Origin of the sequence: Streptomyces sp. NPDC047079, from assembly GCF_040643755.1 — a bacterium.
Classification (GTDB): domain Bacteria; phylum Actinomycetota; class Actinomycetes; order Streptomycetales; family Streptomycetaceae; genus Streptomyces.
The window spans coordinates 58,865-81,197 of record NZ_JBEYUZ010000012.1 but is presented as its reverse complement, the minus strand read 5'-3'; the positions used below and the strand labels follow the sequence as shown (position 1 = coordinate 81,197).

Genomic DNA, 22,333 nt, shown 5'->3' with positions numbered 1-22,333 from the left:
CGTGAATGGTCCGCTCATCGTTCAGTCCGACAAGACCCTGCTCCTCGAAGTCGATCACGAGCAGGCCGACGACTGCCGTCGGGTCATCGCGCCGTTCGCCGAACTGGAGCGGGCGCCCGAACACATCCACACCTACCGGGTGACCCCGCTCGGGCTGTGGAACGCCCGGGCCGCCGGGCACGACGCCGAGCAGGTCGTGGACGCGCTCGTGCAGTACAGCCGCTATCCGGTGCCGCACGCGCTGCTCGTCGACATCGCCGAGACCATGGACCGGTACGGACGGCTGACCCTGACCAAGCACCCGGCACACGGTCTGGTCCTGGCGACCACCGACCGGCCCGTCCTGGAGGAGGTGCTGCGGTCCAAGCGCATCGCCCCGCTGGTCGGCGCCCGGATCGACCAGGACACCGTCGCCGTGCATCCGTCCGAGCGCGGGCAGATCAAGCAGGTGCTGCTCAAGCTGGGCTGGCCCGCCGAGGACCTCGCGGGCTACGTCGACGGCGAGGCGCACCCCATCGAGCTGGCCGAGGACGGATGGGCGCTGCGGCCCTACCAGAAGCAGGCCGTGGAGAACTTCTGGCACGGCGGCAGCGGGGTCGTCGTACTGCCGTGCGGCGCCGGCAAGACCCTCGTCGGCGCCGGGTCCATGGCGCAGGCCAAGGCGACCACCCTCATCCTGGTCACCAACACCGTCTCCGCACGGCAGTGGAAGCACGAGCTGGTGAAGCGGACCTCGCTCACCGAGGACGAGATCGGCGAGTACTCCGGCACGCGCAAGGAGATCCGCCCGGTCACGATCGCCACGTACCAGGTGCTGACCACCAAGCGGAAGGGCATCTACTCGCATCTGGAGCTTTTCGACTCCCGTGACTGGGGTCTCATCGTCTACGACGAGGTGCATCTGCTGCCCGCGCCCGTCTTCAAGTTCACGGCGGACCTCCAGGCGCGCCGGCGGCTCGGACTGACCGCGACGCTGGTACGGGAGGACGGGCGTGAGTCGGACGTGTTCTCCCTGATCGGGCCCAAGCGGTTCGACGCTCCCTGGAAGGAGATCGAGGCCCAGGGCTACATCGCGCCCGCCGACTGCGTGGAGGTGCGGGTGAACCTCACCGACTCCGAGCGGCTCGCGTACGCCACCGCCGAGACCGAGGAGAAGTACCGCTACTGCGCGACCACCGACACCAAGCGGAAGGTGACCGAGGCGCTGGTGCGGCGTTTCGCGGGGCAGCAGATCCTGGTCATCGGCCAGTACATCGACCAGCTGGACGAGCTGGGTGAGCACCTGCAGGCGCCCGTCATCAAGGGCGAGACCTCCAACGCGCAGCGGGAGAAGCTCTTCGACGCCTTCCGCGAGGGCGAGATCAACGTGCTCGTCGTCTCCAAGGTCGCGAACTTCTCCATCGACCTGCCGGAGGCGACCGTCGCCATCCAGGTGTCGGGGACGTTCGGGTCGCGGCAGGAGGAGGCCCAGCGGCTGGGACGGGTGCTGCGGCCCAAGGCCGACGGCCACCAGGCTCACTTCTACTCGGTGGTCGCCCGCGACACCATCGACCAGGACTTCGCCGCCCACCGCCAGCGCTTCCTCGCGGAACAGGGCTACGCCTACCGGATCGTGGACGCGGACGAGCTGCTCGCCGAGAACTGAGGGCGAGATCGGGCAAGGGGGCGGGGACGGGAGGGCGGGGACCAGGGGGCGCTCGGCGAACCGCCGTCAGCGGCGGCTGCGGACGCCGGCCTCTTCCCCGTACTCGCCGAGGAGGACCACGTCGACCGCGGCGCCCACGAACACCTTGACGGCGCGCAGGGCATCGCCGAGGCGATGGCGACGATGCTTGCCGTCGAGGGCGGTCGCGCCCGACGGCGGCCCGTGGTGGGCGGGGGTGAAGGTTGCTGCGCTCATGTCTCCATGGTGGAACCGCCGTCCCCGAATGGCGTCGGACCAAGGACGTAACCTGCGCGGCTTTCCCGTACCCCTTGCGGCGGCCCGGTGTCGTACTCCGGAGGGACTCCTCCCCCTAGGGGTGCCGGGGCGGGAACGGCCCTAGGGGGCACGCGGCCCCCGGACGCACGCGGTTCCCGGGCGCCGGATAATCCGTTGGCCGCCAAGGACGCCGTCACCTTAAAATCCCCCTCTTGCCCGCCTCCCGCCACGGAGAGCCGTCGTCCGGACGGAAACCGGACGGTACCCCCGCCACCCGTCCTCGCTACGGGCCACCGCGACCGCCCCGGAGGCAGCTTTCCGTGTCCACCCCGTCAGCCCCAGCCCCCCTGTCCGGCCCCTCCGACACCGACCCCCTCTCCCGCGAACGCTCCCACCTCGCCGCCTCCCGGGCCGCGCTGCGAGCGATGCGCGAGGACGTCGAGAACCTCGACATCAGGGACGTCACCGCGAACTGGGTCAACGCCGAGGTGCTCGCCCGCCAGATCGACGAGCGCATCAAGGCCCTCGCCGACCTCAGCCACACCCCGCTGTTCTTCGGCCGCCTCGACTATCTCCACGCTCCCCGGCTCTCGGCTTCGCTCGAGCGGGGGGACCCCCACGGCGCCGATCAGGCGGAGGGAACCGACGGCGAGCGGTTCTACATCGGCCGTCGGCATGTCCACGACGCCGACGGCGACCCGATGGTGATCGACTGGCGCGCGCCCGTCTCCCAGCCGTTCTACCGCGCCTCGAAGAAGGACCCGATGGACATCGGGCTGCGCCGCCGCTTCGGGTACACCGGCGGCGACCTGACCGCGTACGAGGACGAGCACCTCTCGGACCCCGCGGAGGCCGCCACCACGAGCAAGCTGCTCCAGCAGGAGATCGAGCGCCCGCGCGTCGGCCCGATGCGCGACATCGTGGCCACCATCCAGCCGGAGCAGGACGAGATCGTGCGGTCCGGGCTCTCGGGGACCGTCTGTGTGCAGGGCGGTCCCGGCACCGGGAAGACAGCCGTCGGCCTGCACCGGGTCGCCTACCTCCTCTACGCGCACCGCGAGCGGCTCGCCCGCACCGGCACCCTCGTCATCGGGCCGAACGCGTCCTTCCTGCACTACATCGAGCAGGTGCTGCCCGCGCTCGGCGAGCTGGAGGTGAGGCAGGCGACGGTCGACGACCTCGTCGCGCACGTCGACGTACGCGGTACGGACACCACGGCGGCCGCCGTCGTCAAGGGCGACGCGCGCATGGCCGAGGTGCTCCGACGGGCCGTCCGCGCGCAGGTGACGATGCCCACCGAGCCCGTCGTGGTGGTACGGGGCTCCCGGCGCTGGCGCGTGACCGCGTACGAAGTGGAGCAGATCGTACGGGAGTTGCTCGACCGGGACATCCGCTACGGCGCCGCACGCGAGGCCCTGCCGCAGCGGATCGCGCACGCCGTGCTCGTCCAGATGGAGCGGGCCGGGGAGGCACCGGACGACCGGGTGCAGGACGCCGTGGCCCGCAACGCCGCCGTGAAGGCGGCGGTCAAGGCGATCTGGCCGGCGGTCGACCCGGCGAAGCTGGTCCTGCGGCTGCTCACCGACGCCGATTTCCTCGCGGGGCACGCGGAGGGGCTCCTCGACGAGGACGAGCAGAAGGAGATCCTCTGGACGAGGCCGGTGCGCTCGGCGAAGTCCGCCAAGTGGTCGCCCGCGGACGCCGTGCTGATCGACGAGGCCACCGACCTGGTGCAGCGCACGCACTCGCTCGGACATGTGGTGCTCGACGAGGCGCAGGACCTCTCGCCGATGCAGTACCGGGCGGTCGGCCGGCGCTGCACCACCGGTTCGGCGACCGTGCTGGGCGACCTCGCGCAGGGCACCACGCCCTGGGCGACGCGCAGTTGGGAGGAGGCGCTCGCGCATCTGGGCAAGCCGGACGCGGTGATCGAGGAGCTGACGGCCGGTTTCCGCGTGCCGACGGACGTCATCGCCTACGCCTCCCGGCTGCTGCCGCACATCGCGCCGGGACTCACACCGGTGGCGTCGGTGCGTGAGAACCCGGGGTCCTTCGAGGTGCGCCCGGTCACGGAAGCCGCCGACGTGGTGGCCGCCTGTGCGGAGTCGCTCCGCAACGAGGGCTCGACGGGCCTGATCGCGGCCGACGCCCGGATCCCCGTGCTCGCCGAGGCGCTCGCCGCCGCGGGCATCGGCTGCCTCGGCCCCGGTGAGGAGACGACCCACGAGGTCCGGCTGACCCTGGTCCCGGCATCCCTCGCCAAGGGCCTGGAGTACGATTACGTGGTCCTCGACGAGCCGGGGGCGGTCGTCGACGGCGAACCGGACGAACGGACGGGCCTGCGCCGCCTGTATGTGGCCCTGACCCGTGCCGTCTCGGGCCTGATCGTGACCCATGCGGCCCCGCTGCCGCCTCAGCTGGGCTGAGGGGAAGCAGGGTCCAACGCGGCGAGGTGCCACGCCGGGCGTCGCGGACCCGGGCTGATCCGAACGAAACCCGCTAGCCGTCGAGGGCTGTGCGCCACTCCCGTACCGCCTGCGCCGAGACGGGCGCGGTCCAGCCGTCCGGGCGGGCCGCGCCGCCGATGTGGAAGGCGTCCACGCCGGCGGCGCGCAGCGGCGGGACATGGGCGAGGCGTAGACCGCCGCCGACCATGAGCCGCTGGGTGTAGCCGGGTTCGCCGCCTCGGGCGGCCTCGGCGACCAGAGTGGGCAGGCCGTCGTCCACACCGTGCGCCGAGCCCGCGGTGAGATAGGTGTCCAGGCCCGGCAGATCGGCGAGCTGCTTGCGCAGGGCGTCCCGGTCGGAGGCGTGGTCGATCGCGCGGTGGAAGGTCCAGCGGCAGCCGTCCAGCTCTGTGAGCAGCCGCTCCACGGGGTCGAGGTCGGGCCCGCCGTCCTCGCCGAGGAACCCGAGCACGAACTCGTCGGCCCCGGCGGCGCGCAGCTCGCGCGCGGCACGCACGAGCGCCCCGGTGTCACCGGCCGCGAATCCGTCGCGCTTCCGGAGCATCACGCGCAGCGGGATGTCGACGGCGGCGCGGATCCCGGCGAAGACCGCGACCGGCGGGGTGAGCCCGTCGGCGGCGATGTCGGTGACCAGCTCGAGGCGGTCCGCGCCTCCGGCCTGGGCGGCGACGGCGTCCTCGGGCCCGAGGGCGATCACCTCCAGGACTGCACGCGTGCTCATAGGACCCCTTCCGTCGGTGTTCCCTGGAGCGGCTACAGGTCTAGTCCAATCCAAGGGTACGACGGCGGGGCCCGGGCGGCGAGAACGCCGCGTACGGCGAGGGCCCCGGGCCGACCGGATGACCGTACGGTGCCGCGGCTGCCCCCGAGTCGTCGTCCGCCGATCCGGGCACGGTGATCGCGGACGCGGCGGCGTTCAGCGCGGAATCACCCAGCTCGGCGCCCACGTCTCGGCGGCGTCGTGGCCGCCCGCCGTGGCGGCGAGGTGGGCGCGGAGGGCGGCCAGCGCCGGGTGGGGGTTGTCACGGTGCCAGAGCAGCGAGTGCGGGTAGACGGGCGTCGGGTCGGTCACCGGGATGCGGCGCAGGCCGTGGCCGGCGGGCCAGACGAGGCGGGTCTGCCCGCCCATGAAGGTGGCCAGGGCCGGGGTGTCCGCGACGGTGTCGAGGAGCGCGTCGGAGCCGAAGTTGGGGCCGGTCGCCTCGATGGTGAGGCCGAACTCGGCGACGAGGTCGTCGTAGTAGGCGGCCCACTCGGTCCCGGGGACGATGCCCGGCATCCAGATCCGGTGCCCGGCGAGCCGAGCGATGGTCACCGACCGGGCGCCCGCGAGCGCGTGGGCGGGGCCGGTGAGGAGCTGGAGCGGCTCGTCGAGCACGCGGACGGCCTCGATGTCCTCGGGAAGAGGCCGGCCGGGCGCGGCAACGGCGCGGAAGGACGCGTCGATCGCACCGGCCCGGATGGCGGCGACGGCCGTCTCGATGTCGAACAGCATCAGCACGTCGAGTTCGATCTCGGGGTGCGCGCGATGGAAGCCGCGCATCAGCCCCGTCGCCGCGCCGCGCGAGGCGATCACGTCGACGCGCACCGGACGGCGGCCGGTGCGCACGGACGCGACCGCACGCTCGGCGACGCGCAACAGCTCGCGCGCGTGGGGCAGGAACGCCTGCCCGTCGATGGTGAGCTCGGCGCCGCGTGCGGTGCGGGTGAACAGCCGCACGCCGAGGTTGCGCTCCAACGCGGCGATGCGTTTGGAGACGGCCTGCTGGGTGACCGCCAGCTCGGCGGCGGCCTCCTGGAACTGCCCCGAGTCGGCGGCGGCGACGAAGGTCCGGACGGCGTCGAGGTCCATGCCGCTACCCTACGGACACAACCGATGGCTGTGGCTGACAGCTCCGCGGTTGTTTGATCCCTGGGAATGGTGCTCGCTTTGATGCTTCCGATCGCGGATCGGTTGTGCAGAGTGAGTGACAAGGGGCAGTGGGCGTGAGGAGCGGGCACCGGCTCGGGCATCTGCTCGGACATCGACTGGGGCGGCGGTTCGGGTGGCTCTGGGGAGCGTACGGGACCAGCGCGCTCGGCACGTGGCTCGCCTTCGGCGCGTTCCCGCTGATCGCCATCCGGGTGCTGCACGCCGGACCGGCCGAGGTCGCCGCGCTCTCCTCGGTGGGGGCTGCGGTGGGCGCGGCCGTGGCGGTCCCGCTCGGCCCGTGGGTGGAGTTCCGCCGCAAGCGGCCGGTGCTGATCGCCATGGATCTGGTGCGGTTCGCGGCGCTGCTGACGATCCCCGCCGCGTTCGCGTTCGGCGCGCTCACCTTCCTTCAGCTCCTGCTGGTCTCGGTCGTCGTCGCGGCGGCCGACATCACCTTCCGCGCCGCCTCCGGCGCGTACCTGAAGACGCTGCTGCCGGCCCAGGACCTGCTCGTCGCCAACGCCCGATTCGAGTCCACGGCCTGGACGACCACGATCATCGGACCGCCGCTGGGCGGCGCGGCGATCGGGCTCCTCGGTCCGGTGGCGACGGTGGTGGCCGACGCGGTCAGCTACCTGCTCTCTGCCCTGGGTATCCACGCGATGGGCGGGCACGAGCCGCTGCCCGAGCGCCGGGAGGCCGCGCGCATGCGGGCCGGGGACCTGCTCGACGGCTGGCGGTACATCCTCGCCGACGCGACGCTGCGTCCGCTGTTCTTCAACACCGCCTTGTTCAACGGCCTGGTGATGGCCGCCCAGCCGCTGCTGGCCGTCCTGATGTCCGGCCGACTCGGGTTCGCGCCGTGGCAGTACGGCCTCGCCTTCGCCGCGCCCTCGATCGGCGGGCTGCTCGGTTCGCGGCTGGCCCGGCCGCTCGTCACCCGCTTCGGGCAGCACCAGGTCCTGGTCGTGGTCGGGGCGCTGCGCGCGATCTGGCCCGCCGGACTGGCCTTCGTGGGGCCGGGCACCGGCGGGCTGCTGCTGGTGATCGGCGTCGAGTTCGGACTCATCTTGTGCTGCGGGGTCTTCAACCCCGTCTACGCCACCTACCGCCTCGAGCGCACCGCGACCGACCGGGTCGCCCGCACGCTGTCCGCCTGGGCGGTGACGACCAAGGCCTCGACCGCGCTCCTGACGGCCGTCTGGGGCGCGCTGGGCGGCCTGCTCGGCCCGCGTACGGCCATCGGCCTGGCCGGTGTGCTCCTGCTGGCGACCCCGCTGCTGCTTCCCCGCCGCGCGGCAGCGCATCTCTGCCGGCCGGAGCCGACACCGAGCCGCACCTGAAGGGCCGCCACGGCCGTCACCGCGACCGGGCCGCGCCGCCCTTCTTCGGCCGTGTCCGGTGCGGCGCGGCCCGGCACGCATGCACCCCTGCTCGATCCGCTTCGACACGCCGATCCAACAGGGAGGACGACGCGTGGTGGCAGACGTGACCGTGCGACGCCGGAGCATCTGCGGCACTCCCTGCGGGGGACCTGAGGGAGCGGTCGAGCGATCGGAGCGCGACGGGGACAATGGCCGCATGGCCGATCTCGATGACCTGCGTACGCGCTGGACCCGGGCCCTGGAAGGCGTCCGGGGGCCGGGCGGCGGTCCCGATCCCGCTCCGTACGCCGAGAATCTGCTCGCCCGCTGGCAGGAGCCGCAGCGCCGGTACCACACACTCGCGCATCTCACCGCGGTCCTCGGCCACATCGACGCACTGGCGGAGTACGCGGACGATCCCGATGTGGTGCGCCTGGCCGCCTGGTTCCACGACGCCGTCTATCTGCCCGACCGCTCCGAGAACGAGGAGCGGTCCGCCCGCCTCGCCGAACGCGCCCTTACCGAGGCTGGAGTAGCCGGGGACCGGACGGCCGAGGTCGCGCGGCTGGTCCGGCTCACCGTCACCCACGACCCGGCCGACGACGACCGCGACGGCCAGGTCCTGTGCGACGCCGACCTCGCGATCCTCGGCGCGCCCCCCTCCGCGTACGCCGCCTACACCGCCGCCGTCCGCGAGGAGTACGGCTTCGTGCCGGGCGACGCCTTCCGCGAGGGCCGTGCCGTGGTCCTGCGCCAACTCCTCGCGCTGCCCCGGCTGTTCCGAACCCCGTACGGGCAGGACCGGTGGGAGGCGACGGCCCGGTACAACATCGCCTCCGAGCTGGAAATCCTGTCGACCCGGGGACCGGCCTCCGCCTAGCCTGCGTGCCATGCGAAGCATGGGTGGGGAACGGGTGGAAGAGGCCGCCGCGAGCTGCACGGGCCTGCTGCGGACGGTGACGGATCAGGACTGGGAGGGGACGAAGGCCGGGCGTCTGGAGTGGAGCTGCCGCCGGACCGCGGAGCACATCGCGAGCGATCTCCTCGTCTACGCCGGGCAGTTGGCGGGGCGGGCGCAGGACGCGTACGTCCCCTTGGGCCTCACCCTCGACGAGGGCACCGGCAACGCGGGCGTCCTGGATGTCATCGAGGCGACCGGCGCCCTGCTGGCCGCGGCCGTCCGGACCACCCCGCGCGAGGTGCGCGCCTTCCACCCGTATCCGTTCCGCAGTGCCAACCGTGAGGGCTTCGCCGCGATGGGCGTCGCCGAAGTCCTGCTGCACACGCACGACATCGCCGAGGGCCTGGGGCTCGCCTACGAGCCGCCCGCCGAGCTGTGCGAGGACGTCCTGAACCGGATCTTCCCGCAGGTCCGGCCGGGCCCGGCCGCCTGGCCCACGCTGCTGTGGGCCACCGGGCGCGGTGATCTGCCGGGCCGCGCCCCGGTCACGCAGTGGCGCTGGCACAACACCCCGGTGATCCCGGCCGAACGCCTGACCCTGGAGGGCGTCACACCCGCGGCCGCCCGTGATCTGTTCCTGGGCGGCGACGGAGGGTTCGAGTGGGTCGACGGCGGCCCCTTCCAGGGCACGCGGGAAGCATCCGGGATGGTCGTGTCGGCGTACGAGGAGGGGGTGTACCGGCCGGAGTGGGGCCTCTACATCCTTGTACGGAAGGAGGACGGGCGCGCGGTCGGCGGCATGGGCTTCCACGGCGCCCCGGGCGGCGACGGGCGCGCGGAGGTGGGTTACGACCTGGCGCCGGCAGCCCGTGGTCAGGGCTATGCGACCGAGGCCCTGCGCGCACTGGCGGCCCGGGCGTTGGCCGGCGAGGAGGTCCGCGTCCTGGCCGCGGTCGTGGACGGGGACAACCACGCTTCGCACGGGGTGGTGTCGCGCGCCGGGTTCCGGCGGGTGGGCGCGGCCGGCGAGGACGGCGCGCAGGTGGCGTACGAGCTACGGGGCTGACCGGCGCGGCGTGGCGTGCGCCCGGCCCTTGCGTCTGCGCAGACCGGAGGCGTGGAGCAGACGCACGACCTCGCGGCTGTCCACCTCCACCGCCCCTGCCCGGACGGCGTCCTGGTACCGGTGGGAGGGCAGGTCGTAGTGGTCGCGTTCGAAGGCACGGCGCGGCACGTCCAGCCGCTCGGCGAACCGGTGCAGTTCGTCGTAGGAGACATCGCTGATCAGGTGGGACCAGAGTCGGCCGTGGCCCGGCCAGGTGGGCGCGTCGATGTAGACCGTCACGAGGACGACATCCCGCCCGTCGCCGCGCCGAGGGAGCCCACCGCCGCGACCTTCACGCCCGCCTTCGTGCACACCCAGTGCGGATCGGGGCCGAGTTCCGGCTCGACGTCCAGGGCATGCGGGTCACCCGAGCCGCAGACGGGGCACAACGGCCAGCGTCCGTACCGCTCCAGCAGCGCGTCCTGGACGTCCTGGGCGACCAGCCCGGCCACGAAGGCCGCACCGTCCGGCCACTGCTCGACCCACCAGCGGCGCTGGGCGACGGAGTCCTCGACGAGCGAGACGACGTCCGCCTCGGCGACCTCGCCCGCGACCAGGTCGGCGAGAACCAGGGCGCGTGCCGCGTGCAGGGCCTGCTCCAGGGGGCTGATGGGATCCATGTCCCCATTGTGCGCACTCTTGACCGGACCTCCGAACTGAAAATACCTTTCATCATGTGACCCAGCGCCTGAAGGAAACTTTCCCGGGCTCGCGGGGCCCGGCGACCTCGGGCCGGAACGCGGCCCCCGCCCCCGCCGCGCTCGCCGCCAAAGTGCGCACCCTCGCGCCCTCCATGACCCGGTCCATGCAGCGCGTCGCCGAGGCCGTCGCCGGCGACCCGGCCGGATGCGCGGCGCTCACGGTCACCGGGCTCGCCGAGCTGACCGGCACCAGCGAGGCCACCGTCGTACGTACGGCCCGCCTTCTCGGCTATCCGGGCTACCGGGACCTGCGGCTCGCCCTCGCGGGCCTGGCAGCCCAGCAGCAGTCGGGCCGCGCGCCCTCCGTCACCGCCGACATCGCGGTCGACGACCCGATAGCGGACGTCGTCGCGAAACTCGCCTACGACGAGCAGCAGACCCTCGCCGACACGGCGGCCGGTCTCGACACCGTGCAGCTCGGCGCGGCCGTCGCGGCCCTCGCCGCCGCCCGCCGCATCGATGTGTACGGCATCGGCGCGTCCGGGCTCGTCGCCCAGGACCTAGTCCAGAAGCTGTTGCGGATAGGGCTCATAGCCCATGCGCACAGCGACCCGCACCTCGCCGTCACCAACGCCGTACAACTGCGCGCCAAGGACGTGGCGATCGCCATCACTCACTCCGGTTCCACCGGCGATGTCATCGAACCGCTGCGCGTGGCCTTCGAGCACGGGGCGACGACCGTCGCCGTCACCGGCCGCCCGGACGGGCCCGTCACGCAGTACGCCGACCACGTCCTGACCACCTCCACGGCACGCGAGAGCGAGCTGAGGCCGGCCGCGATGTCGTCCCGCACCAGCCAACTCCTCGTGGTGGACTGCCTTTTCGTCGGCGTGGCACAGCGGACGTACGAGACCGCCGCGCCGGCGCTGTCCGCCTCGTACGAGGCCCTGGCGCACCGCCACCACCCGCGGGGTGGAACGAAGCGCTAGCCCCGGCCCCTCTTCCCTCCAGAGCAGTGCCGCACCGAAAAGAGCCGCGCCCGATGACCTCCTCTTCCCACCCGAGTGATCTGCGAGCAGAGCTGGAGACACTGACCACCGAGGCGTTCCGCCCCGAGCTGGCCGACATCGACCGGCTTCCGACACTGGAGATCGCGAAGATCATGAACAGCGGGGACGCGACCGTCCCGGCCGCCGTCGCCGAGCGGCTCCCGCAGATCGCCGCCGCGATCGACGCCGTCGCCGAGCGGATGGCCCGGGGCGGCCGGCTGGTGTACGCGGGTGCGGGCACGGCCGGGCGGCTCGGGGTCCTCGACGCCTCCGAGTGCCCGCCGACCTTCAACACCGAGCCCTCCCAGGTCGTGGGCCTGATCGCGGGCGGACCCGGTGCGATGGTGACGTCGGTGGAGGGCGCGGAGGACTCCCGGGAGCTGGCGGCCCACGACCTCGACGCGCTGCGGCTGACGGCCCGTGACACGGTGGTCGGCGTCTCGGCCTCGGGCCGCACCCCGTACGCGGTCGGCGCGGTGGAGCACGCCCGCTCTCGCGGTGCGCTCACGATCGGCCTGTCCTGCAACGCGGGCAGCCCCCTCGCGGCGGCCGCGGACCACGGCATCGAGGTCGTGGTCGGACCCGAGCTGCTGACCGGCTCGACGCGGCTGAAGGCGGGCACGGCGCAGAAGCTGGTTCTCAACATGCTCTCGACCATCACGATGATCCGGCTGGGCAAGACGTACGGGAACCTGATGGTCGACGTCCGCGCCTCCAACGACAAACTGCGCGCCCGCTCCCGCCGCATCGTGGCGTTGGCGACGGGCGCGAGCGACGAGGAGATCGAACGCGCCCTCGCGGCCACGGACGGCGAGGTCAAGAACGCGATCCTCACCCTTCTCGGCGGAGTGGACGGCCCGTCGGCGGCCCGGCTTCTCGCCGAGAGCGACGGCCATCTGCGTACGGCCCTGGAGAAGGCAGCGGGCTGACCGCACCGGGCAGGCGAGGCCCGGAGGGCCGCCTGTCCCCGGAGTTGCCTTGGGGCTTCCGGCGCGTCGGGTCGCGGTCACGGGAGCCTGCCGTCACTCGTGTCCCCCGCCGCGCCGCTCGGCCTTGTCCCGGTGGCGGCGGCGCAGGTGGCGGGCGAGGAGGAACGCGATGAGCACCGCCAGGGCGGCGAGTACATACAGCTCATAGCGCTTGATCGCCGGATACAACGTCTCCAGGTGGGCTCCGGCGAGGGCGCCGAACGTGACCCAGACGCCGACCCACAACGCGGCGCCGAGGGCGTTGAAGGCGAGGAAACGCCGCCAGGGCATCCGGGCCAGCCCCGCGATGATGCCATTCGCCTGGCGCAGCCCCTCGATGAACCTCGCCACGGTGACGATCTTGCCGCCGTGCCGGGTGAAGAAGGCCTCCGCCCTGGCGACCCGGGCCGGGGTGAGCAGGACATAGCGGCCGTAGCGCTCCACCACCCGGTGGCCGCCGAAGCGGCCGATCGCATAGCCGACGTTGTCGCCGAGGACCGCGGCGAGGAAGGCGAGGACGGCCACCAGGACGATGTCCAACCGGCCCGCGCCCGCGTACACGGCGGCGACGATCAGGATCGTCTCACCGGGCACGGGCACGCCGAAGTCCTCCACGAACACCAGCCCGGCGACGGCCAGATAGCCCCAGTGGTCCAGGAGCGGGGCGACGTCCGCGAGGACTCCGGGCAACGGGGGCTGGGTCATCGGCGGTCTCCCGGGCGGCTGGGCTTCGAAGGTTTCGGCGCCGGTTTCCATGGTCCCGCCACGGGCGCCCCACCGGCGTACCACCCCCGGTACGGCGTCCGCCGGCCCGCCCACCGAGGAAGGTGAGACGTCACCCGAGCAGCGGCAGCTCGGAGAACTCGTGTCCCTCCCAGATGCGCCGCGACTCCTCCTCCGGGTATGCCGTCACCACCGGCCGCGTGTCGAGGACCTGCACGAGCCGCCGCTCGGTGTCGTAGGCCGGCCAGCCGGGGTCACCCGTGCGTGCGAACGCCGTCCAGGAGGTGCGGAAGCGGGACGAGAGCGCCTCGGCCTCCGACGAGGGTGCGGCTCCGGCGAACAGCAGAGCGCCGAGGTCGGCCGTGAACGTGCCGAACAGCAGGGGGATGTCCAGGCCGTGGCAGGCACGGAGCACCCCGTTGCCGCCCGGGGCCGGCCAGGTCAGTTCGTACGCGTACGCCCGGCCGCCGCCCGCCACCTGCGCCTCGGCCAGATGCAGTGAGGGCATGCGGAAGAGCCAGTCGGACTGGATCCGCTCGTAGAGTTCGTCGGCCGTGGCGTCCGGGAAGGCGGCCCGGTAGGCGCGCTCGCCGTCCGGGCCCGGCGCGAACAGGCGCAGGGCCGCCGTCACCTGCTCGTCGGTGATCTTCCCGAGCATTCCGCCGAGGACCAGGAACAGCTGGAACTCCTCCCGGTTGTGCCCGGTGACCAGGTCGACGTCCCGTGCCGCGCCGGACGCCAGCGCCCGCCAGGGCGTGGTGGGCAGCACCTCGCCGTCGACGACCGGGGCGAAGGGGGTCACCGTGGGGGCGGCCTGCCCCCAGCGGTCCTGGTACTGGCGCATCTTGGCGCCCAGCGCCTCGCCCGCCCGGGTCAGTTGACGAGGATCCACGGTCGCCAGATCGGCGGCCGTCGGGCGGCGCCCCGCCTCCGCGGCGAGGGCGGTCGCGAGGTCCCGCGCCAGCTCGTCCGAGAAGTATGTGCCCGGCACGCTCTGGGCGATCGCCCGCCGGAAGAGTCCGGCCGCGCGGGGCATGGCCAGCAGCGCGGCGACCGAGCCGGCACCGGCCGACTCGCCGAACACGGTGACCCGGCCGGGGTCGCCGCCGAACGCCGCGATGTTGTCCCTCACCCATTCCAGGGCGGCGACCTGGTCCAGCAGACCACGGTTGGCGGGCGCCCCTTCGATGCGGGCGAAACCCTCCATGCCGACGCGGTAGTTGAAGGTGACGACGACGACGTCGCCGTCGCGGGCGATGTGCCGGGCGTCGTAGCCGGGGCTGCCGGAGTGGCCGACCTTGTAGGCGCCGCCGTAGATCCACACCATCACCGGGCGGCGGGCGGCAGGATCCGGTTCCGGCGTCCAGACGTTCACGGTCAGCCAGTCGTCGCCGAGCTGGGTGTCCCCCGCACGGCTACGGCCCTGTATCCCGGCCTCCTGCGGGGGCGGCGGGCCGAACGCGTACGCCTCGCGGGTCCCGTCCCATGCGCGTACCGGCCGCGGCGCCGCGAAGCGTCCCTCCCCCACCGGCGGTTCGGCGAACGGTATGCCGCGGAAGACCGCGAGCCCGTCCTCCCGGCTCCCGCGCACCGCACCGGCGGCGGTGCGCACCACGGGGCCGGCCGTATCGGCGGCCGGCGCAAGGGGTCCGGACGACGTCATCGATGACCTCCACTACTCGATCGGGTAAGCGGCGCAGGGTGTGCCCACTGCCGTAACGAACGGTGCGCGGCGGATGCTCCCGTCGAATCGGGACCGCCCGCCGCACGGGCGCACGAGCGTCACGTCTTGGCGCCGGACACCTCCCCCGTCTGCTCCCCCTCACCGGATGCCGGGGCGGTTGCGCCCCGCTCGTCGGCCGGGTCCCGGTGCGGGATGAAGGATGCCACGGCGAAGGCGAGGAGAGCGGCGCCGGCACCGATGGCCAGCACGGTCCTGAAGCCGTTCTCCGAGGGCAGGGTGGCGGGCCCGAGGGTCGTGGTCATGTTGGCCAGGATGACGCCGGCCACCGCGCTCGCGGTGGAGGTGCCGATGGAGCGCATCAGGGTGTTGAGACTGTTGGCGGCGCCGGTCTCGGACGCCGGCACGGCACCCATGATGAGGGCGGGCATCGCGCCGTAGGTGAAGCCGATGCCGGCGCCGATGACGCAGGAGACGAGCACGAAGTGCCATACCTGATCCATCAGCGCGATGTTGAGGCCGTAGCCGGCCGCCACGATCAGCGCACCGATCATCAGCGTCACCTTCGGGCCCCTGGCGCGCGAGACGGCGGCGGACACCGGGGCCGTCGCCCTCAGGCAACCTTAAGGCGGATTGATTGACTTAAGCAATCTAATGTGGCCCGACGGCTCCCCGGAGGTACGGCCCCGCGCCCCCTCGGGCACGGGGCCGTCCCGGCCTGACTCAGTACAGGGTCTTCACCGCCGCCGCGTCATACGGCTTCAGGTCACCCAAGCGGCCCTCCAGGACCTTCGCCGCCCACTCGGGGTCCTGAAGCAGGGCGCGGCCGATGGCCACCAGGTCGAACTCCTCCGCCTCCAGGCGGTCCAGGAGGTTGTCGATGCCCTTGACCGGTGCGCCCTCGCCAGCGAAGCCACGGATGAAGTCACCGTCCAGGCCCACCGAGCCGACCGTGATGGCCGGCTTGCCCGTGAGCTTCTTCGTCCAGCCCGCCAGGTTGAGGTCCGAACCGTCGAACTCCGGCAGCCAGTAGCGGCGCGTGGAGGCATGGAAGGCGTCGACGCCGGCCGCGGCCAGCGGGGCGAGGATCGCCTCGAGCTCCTCGGGCGACTCGGCGAGCCGGGCGTCGTAGGCGTCCTGCTTCCACTGCGAGTACCGGAAGAGGACGGGGAACTCCGGCGAGACCGCCTCCCGTACGGCGGCCACGACCTCCGCCGCGAACTTCGCACGGGCCACCGGGTCGCCGCCGTAGGCGTCGGTGCGGCGGTTGGTGCCCGCCCACAGGAACTGGTCGATCAGATAGCCGTGCGCGCCGTGCAGTTCGACGCCGTCGAAGCCGATCCGCTCTGCCGAGGCGGCCGCCTCGGCGAAGGCCGCGATCACGTCGTCCAGGTCCTGCAGGGTCATGGCCTTGCCCGTGCCCTCGGTGCCGTCGGGCCTGATGCCGGAGGGGCCCATGGCCGGCGCGTCCGCGTACGGGGGGTCACCGGCGTTGCGGACCATGCCGATGTGCCACAGCTGCGGCACGATCGTGCCGCCCGCCGTGTGCACCGCCTCGGCGACCTTCGCCCAGCCGGCCAGCTGCTCCTCGCCGTGGAACCGCGGGATGCGGTCACTCTGGCCGGCCGACGGGTGGCCCACATAGGTGCCCTCGGTGACGATCAGCCCGACACCGGCGGCCGCGCGCCGCGCGTAGTACGCCACCACGTCCTCGCCCGGGGTGCCTCCCGGTGAGAACTGGCGCGTCATGGGCGCCATGACGATTCGGTTGGGGACGGTCAGGCCGTTGATCGTGGCGGGGCGGGAGAGGATCCGGGCCGCGCGGGAGGCGGAGACGGTGACAGTCACGTGGGGGAGCTCCTCGGCAATGTCAGAAGGGACCGGCTGGTATGTGCACATGCATGGACGGCATGCACAGGGGTCAACCGGGACCGTCCGGCACGGCATTCCTGCACCCGGATGCTCCACCCTGTGATCCCGGACACGCCCGAGGGCGGCACCCCCTGTCTCCAGGGAGTGCCGCCCTCGGTTGTGTCCAGCGACGGACCGGTGATCCTCGGAAGGATCAGAAGTCCATGTCACCGCCCGGCATGCCGCCACCGGCGGGCGCGGCGGCCTTCTCCGGCTTGTCGGCGATGACGGCCTCGGTGGTGAGGAACAGCGCGGCGATGGAGGCGGCGTTCTGCAGGGCGGAACGGGTCACCTTCGCCGGGTCGATGATGCCTTCCTTGACCAGGTCGACGTACTCGCCGGTCGCGGCGTTCAGGCCGTGGCCCGGGGTCAGGTTGCGCACCTTCTCCACCACGACGCCGCCCTCGAGGCCGGCGTTGACGGCGATCTGCTTCAGCGGGGCCTCGAGCGCCAGCTTGACGGCGGCGGCACCGGTGGCCTCGTCGCCCTCGAGCTCCAGCTTCTCGAAGACCTGGGAGGCCTGGAGCAGGGCCACGCCGCCACCGGCGACGATGCCCTCCTCGACGGCCGCCTTCGCGTTGCGGACGGCGTCCTCGATGCGGTGCTTGCGCTCCTTGAGCTCGACCTCGGTGGCGGCACCGGCCTTGATGACGGCCACGCCGCCGGCCAGCTTCGCCAGGCGCTCCTGCAGCTTCTCGCGGTCGTAGTCGGAGTCGCTGTTCTCGATCTCGGCGCGGATCTGGTTCACGCGGCCCTGCACCTGCTCCGGGGAGCCGGCGCCGTCGACGATGGTGGTCTCGTCCTTGGTGATGACGACCTTGCGGGCGCGGCCCAGGAGGTCCAGGGTCGCGTTCTCCAGCTTGAGGCCGACCTCCTCGGAGATGACCTCGCCGCCCGTGAGGATGGCGATGTCGCCGAGCATGGCCTTGCGGCGGTCACCGAAGCCCGGGGCCTTGACGGCGACGGACTTGAAGGTGCCGCGGATCTTGTTGACGACCAGGGTCGACAGGGCCTCGCCCTCGACGTCCTCGGCGATGATCAGCAGCGGCTTGCCCGACTGCATGACCTTCTCCAGGAGCGGGAGCAGGTCCTTGACCGAGGAGATCTTGCCGTTGTAGATCAGGATGTACGGGTCGTCGAGGACGGCCTCCATACGCTCCATGTCGGTGGCGAAGTACGCCGAGATGTAGCCCTTGTCGAAGCGCATGCCCTCGGTGAGCTCCAGCTCGAGACCGAAGGTCTGCGACTCCTCGACGGTGATGACGCCTTCCTTGCCGACCTTGTCCATAGCCTCGGCGATCAGCTCGCCGATCTGGGTGTCGGCGGCGGAGATGGAGGCCGTGGAGGCGATCTGCTCCTTGGTCTCGACGTCCTTCGCCTGCTCCAGCAGGGCGGCGCAGACGGCCTCGACGGCCGTCTCGATACCACGCTTGAGGGCCATCGGGTTGGCACCGGCGGCTACGTTGCGCAGGCCCTCCTTGACCAGGGCCTGGGCGAGCACGGTAGCGGTGGTCGTACCGTCACCGGCGACGTCGTCCGTCTTCTTGGCGACTTCCTTGACCAGCTCGGCGCCGATCTTCTCGTACGGGTCCTCGAGCTCGATCTCCTTGGCGATGGAGACGCCGTCGTTGGTGATCGTGGGGGCGCCCCACTTCTTCTCGAGGACGACGTTGCGGCCCTTGGGGCCGAGGGTCACCTTGACGGCGTCCGCGAGCTGGTTCATGCCGCGCTCGAGGCCGCGCCGCGCCTCCTCGTCGAACGCGATGATCTTGGCCATGTGAAGTGGTCCCTCCAGGACTGGGGGTGATTACTTCGGACCGCGCCCGCGCCCGCGACGGACGGCCCCGGCCGGAGGTTCCTTGCCCCACCCGGTCCGTGGCCTCACCGACCCGGTCCTTCTTTGTCACTCTCACCTTCAGAGTGCTAACGCCAATGATTAGCACTCGCCCCCCGAGAGTGCAAGGTGCGCCCGCGGAGCGGGCTCGTTGAGGGGTGGCGGTCGGGTGACGGGCGGGCGCAAGGTGCGCCCGCGGAGCGGGCCCGCCTCAGGAGTGGCGGTCGGGTGACGGGCGGGGCAGGGGCGCGCCCCAGGTGCGCCCTCCGCGGACAGACCGAGGGGCTCGTACCCCAACGGGATACGAGCCCCTCGACACGTCGAACAGTTCAGTCGTCGGCGCGCAACCTCAGCCGGCCAGGCGGACCATGTCCGCCTGCGGCCCCTTCTGACCCTGCGAGATCTCGAACTCGACCCGCTGGCCCTCTTCCAGGGTGCGGTAGCCGTCCATCTGAATCGCGCTGTAGTGGACGAATACATCCGCACCACCGTCGACCGCGATGAAGCCGTACCCCTTCTCCGCGTTGAACCACTTGACGGTGCCCTGAGCCATGCCTAACTCCCCTATTACTGGCCCTTGCACAGATCCACACCTCGCGGATCCGGGTCAGACCTCACCCCCCAACGGTTGGGGGCGTGCGCCGGAACGCGTCGACCGCGGCTGAATGTATCTGCCCAACTGCCGTCTGCAACAGGTCAATCGGACGAGAAATCCGGGCATGACCGGTCGGGAATGTACGGAGAATTCACTCTAATTCAGGGCAAGTCGGGCCCGGCAAATGGAACGAATGGCGCAAAAACCCTGCCTACTTTGGCTACTTCTTGTCGGGTAGGCGGCAGGGACTCCGGGGTGTCCGACCGGGAAACCGGGAGCGGCTTCCCCAACTGTACCTCGCTCAACCATGCAGAATTGCCCCCTCCGTTTCTCTCACGGAGAGGGCAATTCGATGAACTCTCAGTGTTCTCGTTACTGTGGGTAACGGTCACACGGGGGTGAGTGGCCGTCAGCCGCCCGCGACCGCCGGGATGATGGAGACGCCCGCGCCGTCCGGCGTCACCGTGTCGAGGCCCTGCTCGAAGCGGACGTCGTCGTCGTCGACGTACACGTTGACGAAGCGACGCAGCTTGCCCTGGTCGTCGAGGACTCGGGCGGCGATGCCGGCGTGGTTCTTGTCCAGGTCGGCGATGACCTCGGCGAGGGTCGCGCCCTCGGCGGCGACCTCGGCCCGGCCTCCGGTGTAGGTGCGCAGGATGGTGGGGATGCGAACGGTCACGCTCATGCGAGGCCAGCCTCTCGGAAGGAGTCCAGGGTCGGACGGATCGTCGCGGTGAGGCCGGTGCCCGCCACCGCGTCCAGGGTCTTGAGACCGTCCCCGGTGTTGAGGACGACGGTCGTCTTCGTCGGATCGAGCACACCGCTCTCGATCAGCTTGCGCGTCACGCCCACCGTCACACCGCCCGCCGTCTCCGCGAAGATGCCCTCGGTGCGGGCGAGCAGCTTGATGGCGTCCACGATCTGCTCGTCCGTCACGTCCTCCACGGCCCCGCCGGTGCGGCGCGCGATGTCGAGGACGTACGGACCGTCCGCCGGGTTGCCGATCGCCAGCGACTTGGCGATCGTGTCCGGCTTCTGCGGCCGTACGACGTCGTGGCCCGCCTTGAACGCGGTGGACACCGGCGAGCACCCCTCGGCCTGCGCACCGAAGATCTTGTACGGCTTGTCCTCGACCAGCCCGAGGCCGATCAGCTCCCGCAGCCCCTTGTCGATCTTCGTGAGCTGTGAGCCGGAGGCGATCGGGACCACGATCTGGTCCGGCAACCGCCAGCCCAGCTGCTCGGCGATCTCGTACGCCAGGGTCTTGGACCCTTCCGCGTAGTAGGGACGCAGGTTGACGTTGACGAAGCCCCATCCCTCGCCGGCCGGGTCGCCGATCAGCTCCGAGCAGAAGCGGTTCACATCGTCGTAGTTGCCCTCGATGCCGACGAGGTCGCCGCCGTAGATCGCGGCCATGACGATCTTGCCCTGTTCCAGGTCGTGCGGGATGAAGACGCAGGAGCGCAAGCCGGCCCGGGCCGCCGCGGCGCCCACCGCGCCCGCAAGGTTGCCGGTGGAGGAGCAGGAGAGGGTGGTGAAGCCGAAGACGCGCGCCGCCTCGAGCGCCTGGGCGACCACGCGGTCCTTGAAGGAGTGCGTCGGGTTGCCGGAGTCGTCCTTGACATACAACCCGCCGGTCACGCCCAGCTCTCGCGCCAGGTTGTCGGCCTTGACGAGCTTGGTCCAGCCCGGGTTGAGGTTCGGCTTGTCGGCGACGTCCGCCGGGACCGGGAGGAGCGGCGCGTAGCGCCAGATGTTCGCGGGGCCGGCCTCGATCCGCTTCCGCAGCTCCTCGGTGTCGTAGCCCGAGAAGTCGTACTCGATCTCCAGCGGGCCGAAACACTCCTCGCAGGCGAAGACCGGGCCGAGGGGCACCCTGTGACCGCACTCGCGGCAGGACAGGGCCGCGGCCGGGCCGAGGCTCACGGAGTCGGTGGTGCTTCCAACTGTCTGCACAGCCATGTCAGGCGAGGCCCTCTCTCCTCATCTTCCTCACGACGCATCTCGCCGCGAGACGGATTTGGCACCTTCCCTAGCCGGGAGCCTCGCGGTGGAAGACGAGAACCGGCTGGAGGGTTGCCGGGGCTTCATCGGGCCGTGTCCCTCTGCCCCTCTGGATGAGCTGTATGCGGTTGTTTCACTGGTGATAAGCGGCGGCGACCTCCGACATGCGATGGTCACCGGCGTTGTTCAAGACTGTAACCGAAGGCCTGGACAGTTGAGACAGTCGTCCGAACCGCGAGATGGATCACCGAATGTGAGGAGCGCAGACCGTGCTGGAAGAAGTCGAGCGCTGGCTGAGCACCCGCTCCTGGTCCGTGACCGATCGCCCGCTCCACCAGATCCTGGCCGCCAAACGCACCTCGGGCTCGTCGGTCAGTGTCGTGCTGCCCGCGCTCAACGAGGAGGAGACGGTCGGTGAGATCGTCGCCGTGATCCGCCACGACCTCATGCAGCAGGTGCCGCTCGTGGACGAGATCGTCGTCGTCGACTCGGGTTCCACGGACCGCACCTCCGAGGTCGCCGCGGCGGCCGGCGCGACGGTGGTGCACCGCGACGCCGTCCTGCCGCGCATCCCGGCCGTGCCCGGCAAGGGCGAGGTGCTGTGGCGCTCCCTCCTGGTCACCCGCGGGGACATCGTCTGCTTCGTCGACGCGGATCTGAGGGAGTTCTCCTCGGACTTCGTCTCCGGGATCGTGGGCCCGCTGCTCACCGACCCGGGCGTGGACCTCGTGAAGGCGATGTACGACCGGCCCCTGGCCCTGGCCGGTGAGCGCGCCTCCGGGACGACCGCGGCGGGCCAGGGCGGCCGCGTCACCGAGCTGATGGCGCGCCCGCTGCTCAATATGCACTGGCCGCAACTGGCCGGTTTCGTGCAGCCGCTCGGCGGCGAGTACGCCGCCCGCCGCTCCCTGCTGGAGCGGCTCCCGTTCCCGGTCGGCTACGGCGTGGAACTGGGCATGCTGGTCGACGCCCTGCACCTGGTGGGCCTGGACGCCCTGGCCCAGGTCGACGTCGGCGTGCGCATCCACCGCCACCAGGACGGCCAGGCGCTGGGCCGCATGGCCGCGGCGATCTACCGGACCGCACAGCTGCGGCTGGCCCGTGGCCATCTGGTCCGCCCCGCCCTCACCCAGTTCGAGCGTATCGAGGGCGGCTTCGAGCCACGGACGTACACGGTGGACACGGAGGAGCGCCCGCCGATGGCGGAGATCGCGGAGTACGCCGACCGGCGGGCGGCCTGAGCCTTCCCCGCGGAG

Annotated in this window: 20 protein-coding genes, 1 pseudogene and 1 riboswitch; of the genes and pseudogenes, 8 read left to right on the top strand and 13 right to left on the bottom strand. The window is 71.8% G+C overall.

Annotation, left to right across the window (positions count from 1 at the left end):
• Window position 1 precedes the first annotated feature (1 nt).
• Window positions 2-1,645 (top strand): DNA repair helicase XPB, encoded by a 1,644-nt coding sequence (locus ABZ823_RS17885; protein WP_361660568.1) that lies wholly within the window; start codon window positions 2-4, stop codon window positions 1,643-1,645.
• Between the two features lie 66 nt (window positions 1,646-1,711).
• Here ABZ823_RS17885 and ABZ823_RS17880 read toward each other — a convergent pair whose 3' ends face one another.
• On the bottom strand, window positions 1,712-1,900 hold the full coding sequence (locus tag ABZ823_RS17880; protein WP_361660565.1) for a hypothetical protein: 189 nt from the start codon (window positions 1,898-1,900) through the stop codon (window positions 1,712-1,714).
• A gap of 446 nt (window positions 1,901-2,346) precedes the next feature.
• Between ABZ823_RS17880 and ABZ823_RS17875 the strand changes: the two genes are divergently transcribed.
• On the top strand, window positions 2,347-4,347 hold the full coding sequence (locus ABZ823_RS17875) for a UvrD-helicase domain-containing protein (RefSeq protein ID WP_361660807.1): 2,001 nt from the start codon (window positions 2,347-2,349) through the stop codon (window positions 4,345-4,347).
• 73 nt (window positions 4,348-4,420) lie between these two features.
• On the opposite strand, the gene ABZ823_RS17870 is transcribed toward ABZ823_RS17875, so the two are convergent.
• Complete coding sequence (locus ABZ823_RS17870) at window positions 4,421-5,110, bottom strand: copper homeostasis protein CutC (RefSeq protein ID WP_361660563.1); 690 nt, start codon at window positions 5,108-5,110, stop codon at window positions 4,421-4,423.
• Between the two features lie 195 nt (window positions 5,111-5,305).
• Entirely contained in the window at window positions 5,306-6,241 is a 936-nt protein-coding gene (locus tag ABZ823_RS17865) for a LysR family transcriptional regulator (protein ID WP_361660561.1), read from the bottom strand.
• A gap of 134 nt (window positions 6,242-6,375) precedes the next feature.
• Here ABZ823_RS17865 and ABZ823_RS17860 point away from each other — a divergent pair, with 134 nt between their 5' ends.
• From ABZ823_RS17860 to ABZ823_RS17850, 3 genes are all read left to right on the top strand, one after another.
• Window positions 6,376-7,644, top strand: a complete 1,269-nt coding sequence (locus tag ABZ823_RS17860; RefSeq protein ID WP_361660558.1) for an MFS transporter — start codon at window positions 6,376-6,378, stop codon at window positions 7,642-7,644.
• 238 nt (window positions 7,645-7,882) lie between these two features.
• Entirely contained in the window at window positions 7,883-8,545 is a 663-nt protein-coding gene (locus tag ABZ823_RS17855; protein ID WP_361660555.1) for a hypothetical protein, read from the top strand.
• Window positions 8,546-8,555: 10 nt separating this feature from the next.
• On the top strand, window positions 8,556-9,632 hold the full coding sequence (locus ABZ823_RS17850) for a GNAT family N-acetyltransferase (protein WP_361660552.1): 1,077 nt from the start codon (window positions 8,556-8,558) through the stop codon (window positions 9,630-9,632).
• Here the strand turns inward: ABZ823_RS17850 and ABZ823_RS17845 are convergent.
• Window positions 9,621-9,911 carry a DUF4031 domain-containing protein gene (locus ABZ823_RS17845; RefSeq protein WP_361660549.1) on the bottom strand — a complete coding sequence of 97 codons (291 nt, stop codon included), beginning with the start codon at window positions 9,909-9,911 and terminating at the stop codon, window positions 9,621-9,623. The genes ABZ823_RS17850 and ABZ823_RS17845 overlap by 12 nt on opposite strands.
• Complete coding sequence (locus ABZ823_RS17840) at window positions 9,908-10,291, bottom strand: hypothetical protein (protein ID WP_361660547.1); 384 nt, start codon at window positions 10,289-10,291, stop codon at window positions 9,908-9,910. The genes ABZ823_RS17845 and ABZ823_RS17840 overlap by 4 nt, the downstream gene beginning before the upstream one ends.
• Window positions 10,292-10,347: 56 nt before the next feature.
• Here ABZ823_RS17840 and ABZ823_RS17835 point away from each other — a divergent pair, with 56 nt between their 5' ends.
• Window positions 10,348-11,301 (top strand): MurR/RpiR family transcriptional regulator, encoded by a 954-nt coding sequence (locus ABZ823_RS17835; RefSeq protein WP_361660544.1) that lies wholly within the window; start codon window positions 10,348-10,350, stop codon window positions 11,299-11,301.
• 53 nt (window positions 11,302-11,354) lie between these two features.
• On the top strand, window positions 11,355-12,290 hold the full coding sequence (gene murQ / locus ABZ823_RS17830; protein ID WP_361660541.1) for an N-acetylmuramic acid 6-phosphate etherase: 936 nt from the start codon (window positions 11,355-11,357) through the stop codon (window positions 12,288-12,290).
• Window positions 12,291-12,383: 93 nt separating this feature from the next.
• On the opposite strand, the gene ABZ823_RS17825 is transcribed toward murQ, so the two are convergent.
• The 8 genes and pseudogenes from ABZ823_RS17825 to thrC all read right to left on the bottom strand — a co-directional run bounded on the left by ABZ823_RS17825 (window position 12,384) and on the right by thrC (window position 21,035).
• A complete protein-coding gene (locus ABZ823_RS17825) occupies window positions 12,384-13,034 on the bottom strand; it encodes a DedA family protein (protein WP_361660539.1) in 651 nt (216 codons plus the stop codon).
• Between the two features lie 130 nt (window positions 13,035-13,164).
• Window positions 13,165-14,715 (bottom strand): carboxylesterase family protein, encoded by a 1,551-nt coding sequence (locus tag ABZ823_RS17820; RefSeq protein ID WP_361660537.1) that lies wholly within the window; start codon window positions 14,713-14,715, stop codon window positions 13,165-13,167.
• Window positions 14,716-14,834: 119 nt separating this feature from the next.
• Window positions 14,835-15,338 (bottom strand): annotated as a pseudogene (locus ABZ823_RS17815) (MFS transporter); the annotation flags it as partial.
• Window positions 15,339-15,456: 118 nt separating this feature from the next.
• Window positions 15,457-16,581 (bottom strand): NADH:flavin oxidoreductase, encoded by a 1,125-nt coding sequence (locus ABZ823_RS17810; protein ID WP_361660534.1) that lies wholly within the window; start codon window positions 16,579-16,581, stop codon window positions 15,457-15,459.
• Window positions 16,582-16,798: 217 nt separating this feature from the next.
• Complete coding sequence (gene groL, locus ABZ823_RS17805; RefSeq protein WP_361660531.1) at window positions 16,799-18,421, bottom strand: chaperonin GroEL; 1,623 nt, start codon at window positions 18,419-18,421, stop codon at window positions 16,799-16,801.
• Between the two features lie 406 nt (window positions 18,422-18,827).
• On the bottom strand, window positions 18,828-19,031 hold the full coding sequence (locus tag ABZ823_RS17800; protein ID WP_009339379.1) for a cold-shock protein: 204 nt from the start codon (window positions 19,029-19,031) through the stop codon (window positions 18,828-18,830).
• 451 nt (window positions 19,032-19,482) lie between these two features.
• Window positions 19,483-19,758, bottom strand: coding sequence for a MoaD/ThiS family protein (locus tag ABZ823_RS17795; protein ID WP_361660528.1), 276 nt, complete (start codon window positions 19,756-19,758; stop codon window positions 19,483-19,485).
• Window positions 19,755-21,035 carry a threonine synthase gene (thrC, locus tag ABZ823_RS17790; protein ID WP_361660526.1) on the bottom strand — a complete coding sequence of 427 codons (1,281 nt, stop codon included), beginning with the start codon at window positions 21,033-21,035 and terminating at the stop codon, window positions 19,755-19,757. The genes ABZ823_RS17795 and thrC overlap by 4 nt, the downstream gene beginning before the upstream one ends.
• An 18-nt stretch (window positions 21,036-21,053) precedes the next feature.
• A riboswitch (SAM riboswitch) is annotated at window positions 21,054-21,197 on the bottom strand.
• Between the two features lie 149 nt (window positions 21,198-21,346).
• Here thrC and ABZ823_RS17785 point away from each other — a divergent pair.
• A complete protein-coding gene (locus ABZ823_RS17785; protein ID WP_361660523.1) occupies window positions 21,347-22,318 on the top strand; it encodes a glucosyl-3-phosphoglycerate synthase in 972 nt (323 codons plus the stop codon).
• The last annotated feature ends 15 nt before the right edge of the window (window positions 22,319-22,333 follow it).

Excerpts from the sequence above, each read along its gene's own strand:
- ABZ823_RS17880 (WP_361660565.1), bottom strand. The coding sequence starts at position 1,900 with ATGAGCGCAGCAACCTTCACCCCCGCCCACCACGGGCCGCCGTCGGGC.
- ABZ823_RS17875 (WP_361660807.1), top strand. The coding sequence starts at position 2,347 with ATGCGCGAGGACGTCGAGAACCTCGACATCAGGGACGTCACCGCGAAC.
- ABZ823_RS17870 (WP_361660563.1), bottom strand. The coding sequence starts at position 5,110 with ATGAGCACGCGTGCAGTCCTGGAGGTGATCGCCCTCGGGCCCGAGGAC.
- ABZ823_RS17865 (WP_361660561.1), bottom strand. The coding sequence starts at position 6,241 with ATGGACCTCGACGCCGTCCGGACCTTCGTCGCCGCCGCCGACTCGGGG.
- ABZ823_RS17855 (WP_361660555.1), top strand. The coding sequence starts at position 7,883 with ATGGCCGATCTCGATGACCTGCGTACGCGCTGGACCCGGGCCCTGGAA.
- ABZ823_RS17850 (WP_361660552.1), top strand. The coding sequence starts at position 8,556 with ATGCGAAGCATGGGTGGGGAACGGGTGGAAGAGGCCGCCGCGAGCTGC.
- ABZ823_RS17840 (WP_361660547.1), bottom strand. The coding sequence starts at position 10,291 with ATGGATCCCATCAGCCCCCTGGAGCAGGCCCTGCACGCGGCACGCGCC.
- murQ (WP_361660541.1), top strand. The coding sequence starts at position 11,355 with ATGACCTCCTCTTCCCACCCGAGTGATCTGCGAGCAGAGCTGGAGACA.
- ABZ823_RS17825 (WP_361660539.1), bottom strand. The coding sequence starts at position 13,034 with ATGACCCAGCCCCCGTTGCCCGGAGTCCTCGCGGACGTCGCCCCGCTC.
- ABZ823_RS17820 (WP_361660537.1), bottom strand. The coding sequence starts at position 14,715 with ATGACGTCGTCCGGACCCCTTGCGCCGGCCGCCGATACGGCCGGCCCC.
- groL (WP_361660531.1), bottom strand. The coding sequence starts at position 18,421 with ATGGCCAAGATCATCGCGTTCGACGAGGAGGCGCGGCGCGGCCTCGAG.
- ABZ823_RS17800 (WP_009339379.1), bottom strand. The coding sequence starts at position 19,031 with ATGGCTCAGGGCACCGTCAAGTGGTTCAACGCGGAGAAGGGGTACGGC.
- ABZ823_RS17795 (WP_361660528.1), bottom strand. The coding sequence starts at position 19,758 with ATGAGCGTGACCGTTCGCATCCCCACCATCCTGCGCACCTACACCGGA.
- thrC (WP_361660526.1), bottom strand. The coding sequence starts at position 21,035 with ATGGCTGTGCAGACAGTTGGAAGCACCACCGACTCCGTGAGCCTCGGC.